This is a genomic window from Streptomyces sp. NPDC089915 (genome assembly GCF_040684675.1).
Lineage (GTDB): Bacteria > Actinomycetota > Actinomycetes > Streptomycetales > Streptomycetaceae > Streptomyces.
This window is the reverse complement of the sequence record NZ_JBFBGN010000289.1, coordinates 1-2,700: the sequence shown is the minus strand read 5'-3', so window position 1 is coordinate 2,700 and position 2,700 is coordinate 1. Positions and strand designations below refer to the sequence as shown.

Sequence of the window (2,700 nt, the reverse complement as noted above, 5' to 3'; positions counted from 1 at the left end):
CCGGGACCACCGGAGGTCAGCCGGTGGCCCCGATCCCCTCGCCCGTTTTCTCCCCCTACCCCCGGCCGCGGCGCATGAGCCACAGCACCAGCAGGCAGCCGGGAACCGCCACTGCCAGGTAGACCGCCAGAGTCTGCGCCAGACCGTCCCCGCTCGACCTCCACGTGGTGCACAGGAGCACCCCGAAAAGGACGAACAGACCGATGACGAGCCCGGTCGAGAGTGCGGTGGGACGGCGCACGGCGGTCTCCTCCCTCATCAGTAGCACTTCACCCCGGCCGACTTGCCGGTGTAGGTGAACTTCATCTCCACGCCGTTCTTGCACCGGTCGATGCCCTCGTTGCCGAGGGAGACCATGTAGGCGTAGACACCGGCCGCGACGGCGGCGCCGATGCCGCCGGTGATGACCCCGATGAGCCCGGCCGCGGTCGCGGCCGAACCGGCGTTGACGGCCTTGGCCTGGGACTTGCTCAGCTTGACGTAGACGTACCAGCCGAGGGACACACCGCGGGCCACCCGGGAGGGAGCCTCACCGTTCTCGCGGGGCAGATCGCCCCGGACGACGGTGACGACGTCGGAGTCCTTGAAGGCCTCGACGGCCTCCTCGTAGGTGTAACCGGCGGAGGCGAGGTCGAGGTAGGCGCCGCCCCCGTCGACGTTCACCACCTCGGCGGCGTTCGCCGGCTCCGCCGCGGCGGCGGGCCCGCCGTTGGCCGACGCGACCGGGGCCACGGCGACCAGCAGGGCGGTGGCGAGGACGGTGGCGCAGGCGGTCCGGAACGTACGGGACGTGGTGGTACCGGAGTTCATATGGATTTCCCCCATCAAAGCGTACGGATGCACGCATCTGTTGATCAGTCACCTAAAGTTGATCATGAGCGTGAAGGCCACCTAAGGGACAAAAGTCCTGACCACACCGCCAAAGGTCCCCCGACCGAACGGGCACGCAGACTGCGGGCGGAAGCAGACCGCACGGACCGTCCGACCCCTTACCCGACGGCAGTCGACCCATCAGGCACGACGACAGGACGCAGCACGGTCAGCGAGCCCTCCCGCCGGGCGACCATCACGAAGGGGAACCTGTCCACTTCCAGGCACAGGTCGACATCGTCAGGGTGAACACCCAGGTACCCGCGCCGCACCCCGTCCGCAAGGTCGGCGGCCGCCCGCGAGTTCCTCGCGCGGTGGACATACGAGGCGACGTCACCTCCGCCTCCACCCCCACCGAGCTGCTGCCCGACGTATTCGGCACAGGCCAGGTCCTCGTCGGCCCGACCGTCGTCACCGGTGACCACGAACGTCACCGGCCCCGAGCCGTCCGCTTTCAGGAACCGCGCCGTCGCACCGGCCACCACGAAACTCGTGCACAACACCAGCGGCGCACTCGCGACGGCCAGCGCGCCGACGGTCCCGGCCGTCGTCTTCTGCACCACCGTACGACCGGCCAGATCCAGCGACTTGACCAGACCGGGTGAGTTCACCGTGTCGAAACCCGCCGCCGGGGCTCCGTCCTTCAGGGCCAGCCAACCCGGACTCGCCGCCTTCAGCGCCAGCGCCTCGGCATCGGAGGGGGCCAGCACGATCTTCTCGGCACCGCGCGCGAACACCCAGGCGGCCACGGTGAAGGCCCGCATCACGTCGACGACGACGGCGACGCGCGGGACGTCGGTCAGCTCCGGAATTCCGGCGAAACGATGATCCATCTCGCCATCATGCCGCGAACAGGATCACCGGGGCAGGCGGCCGACTACCACTCCAGGTAAGCGACCGTGCCCGTGCGGCGGGCCGTGTCGGTGGCCTGGAGGCGGGCGAAGCCGTCGGGGCGCATGGTGCGTTCCCACTCCTCCAGCGTGTGGACCCGGAGTTCGGTGTGTTCGGCCGGGTCGAGGGTGATGCCGGCGATCTGGTCGTCCGTAAGCAGGCCGCCGTCGAAGACCACGCCGAACTTGTTCAGGGGCCAGGCGGCCCCCTGACGGATGAAGTGCACGGCCAGGAGCCTCTGCGGCCCGGTGAAGGAGATCCCCGTCTCCTCCAGGCACTCCCGCAGGGCGCACTCCCACGGCGTCTCCCCGTGGTCCATGTTGCCGCCGGGCCACTGCCAGGTGCACGCGTCACCGACGGCGCGGAGCTGGAGCGGTCGGCCCGCGGTGTCGGTGAAGTAGAGCGCCGCGTAACTGGTGGCGTTCGCGATGGTCTTGACGTACTGCTCGGGCGGCAGCCAGGCACCGGTCACTCGGATCCCTCCCCCTCCACGGTCGACGGGTGCCCGTACGGGCGGCGCCACGCTACCGGGGCGCCTCTTTCCCTGGGTGGGGAAGCCGGATACTCACACGAACGTGCTTCCCCCGCGCGACTCGCGACCCGCAAGCCGCATTACACGTCGCCGTACCCGGGACGGGCGGGGCTCTGGATAATCGGGGGCATGGTGACGCCCCCCACCCCCGGCCCGTCGGCGGCCGAGGCGCTGTACGCCCGGTACGCGGGCCGACTGCCCGCCTCCCTCGACCGGCTCGCCGGGCCCGCGCACGGTGTGGTCGAGCTGCCCCTGCACATCGCCTGGTCCGGGCTGCGCTCCTACGACCTGGACCGGCCGCGCCTGCGCATGGGCCTGTACCGCACGGTTCTCGCCGAGGGCCGGCACGAGGACCTCCTGCGGCTCCTCGACCGGGACCTGCTCCTGGCCCAGTGGCCGGTCCTGCG

4 protein-coding genes and 1 pseudogene are annotated in these 2,700 nt (G+C 70.5%); 1 reads left to right on the top strand and 4 read right to left on the bottom strand.

The genetic code is table 11. The features are described 5' to 3' along the window. Positions 1-55: 55 nt before the first annotated feature. From AB0O29_RS34960 to AB0O29_RS34945, 4 genes are all read right to left on the bottom strand, one after another. The gene (locus tag AB0O29_RS34960) at positions 56-259 is read right to left on the bottom strand and encodes a hypothetical protein (protein ID WP_365160199.1); all 204 of its coding nucleotides are present in this window, start codon (positions 257-259) and stop codon (positions 56-58) included. Beyond that, positions 259-810: a hypothetical protein gene (locus AB0O29_RS34955; protein WP_365160197.1), complete on the bottom strand. Its 552-nt coding sequence runs from the start codon at positions 808-810 to the stop codon at positions 259-261. Before AB0O29_RS34955 ends, AB0O29_RS34960 begins: the two co-directional genes overlap by 1 nt. A 179-nt stretch (positions 811-989) precedes the next feature. Continuing rightward, positions 990-1,703 (bottom strand): 2-phosphosulfolactate phosphatase, encoded by a 714-nt coding sequence (locus AB0O29_RS34950; RefSeq protein ID WP_365160195.1) that lies wholly within the window; start codon positions 1,701-1,703, stop codon positions 990-992. A 44-nt stretch (positions 1,704-1,747) separates the two neighbouring features. After that, positions 1,748-2,233 (bottom strand): NUDIX hydrolase, encoded by a 486-nt coding sequence (locus AB0O29_RS34945; RefSeq protein ID WP_365160192.1) that lies wholly within the window; start codon positions 2,231-2,233, stop codon positions 1,748-1,750. A gap of 189 nt (positions 2,234-2,422) precedes the next feature. Here AB0O29_RS34945 and AB0O29_RS34940 point away from each other — a divergent pair. Next, a pseudogene (locus AB0O29_RS34940) lies at positions 2,423-2,700 on the top strand (hypothetical protein); the annotation flags it as partial.

What these genes read in the sequence shown, in the direction of transcription:
- AB0O29_RS34960 (WP_365160199.1), bottom strand. Translation starts at nt 259, where the DNA reads ATGAGGGAGGAGACCGCCGTGCGCCGTCCCACCGCACTCTCGACCGGG.
- AB0O29_RS34955 (WP_365160197.1), bottom strand. Translation starts at nt 810, where the DNA reads ATGAACTCCGGTACCACCACGTCCCGTACGTTCCGGACCGCCTGCGCC.
- AB0O29_RS34950 (WP_365160195.1), bottom strand. Translation starts at nt 1,703, where the DNA reads ATGGATCATCGTTTCGCCGGAATTCCGGAGCTGACCGACGTCCCGCGC.